The sequence below is a fragment of the Neobacillus drentensis genome (assembly GCF_036966985.1).
Classification (GTDB): domain Bacteria; phylum Bacillota; class Bacilli; order Bacillales; family Cytobacillaceae; genus Neobacillus; species Neobacillus drentensis_E.
The window spans coordinates 890-1,300 of sequence record NZ_JBALSN010000716.1 but is presented as its reverse complement, the minus strand read 5'-3'; the positions used below and the strand labels follow the sequence as shown (position 1 = coordinate 1,300).

Below are 411 nucleotides of genomic sequence, written 5' to 3'. Positions count from 1 at the left end.
CAGCTTCCTCCTCGCACAATTTTCCGTATTCGTAGCATGGAACTTCCCCATTTTCTTCTTCGGCCATTTTAAAGTATTTGTCACGTTCAGGTCTTTGAAGTTCAATATCTTCAGCTTGAGCTAGAACTTGCCTAGCAAAGTAGTAAATTCCGTATGTAGAAAGTCCAATCACAGCTACTGCTGCAATAATAATTATCTTTCTCATTTATCTGTACCCCCAAAAATAGACAATCATTCCAAATACTATTTTATTGGATGCATAAGGATAATACCATATCAACTTATAAATAATATATTCTTCTCGCTTATACTACAAATTTCGATTTTATTTCACAATTTTTCCATTTCTTTAATTAAAATTGTTTCATAATAGAAGGAAAAAGGAGTTGATTGAATGAGTAGACTTGTTTT

General features: G+C 32.1%; 1 protein-coding gene. It reads right to left on the bottom strand.

Going from position 1 to position 411, the window contains the following annotated elements:
- Nucleotides 1-205, bottom strand: a 205-nt coding sequence (locus tag V7659_RS30930) for a hypothetical protein (protein ID WP_335543821.1), incomplete at its 3' end; no start/stop codon positions are given.
- Nucleotides 206-411: the final 206 nt, after the last annotated feature.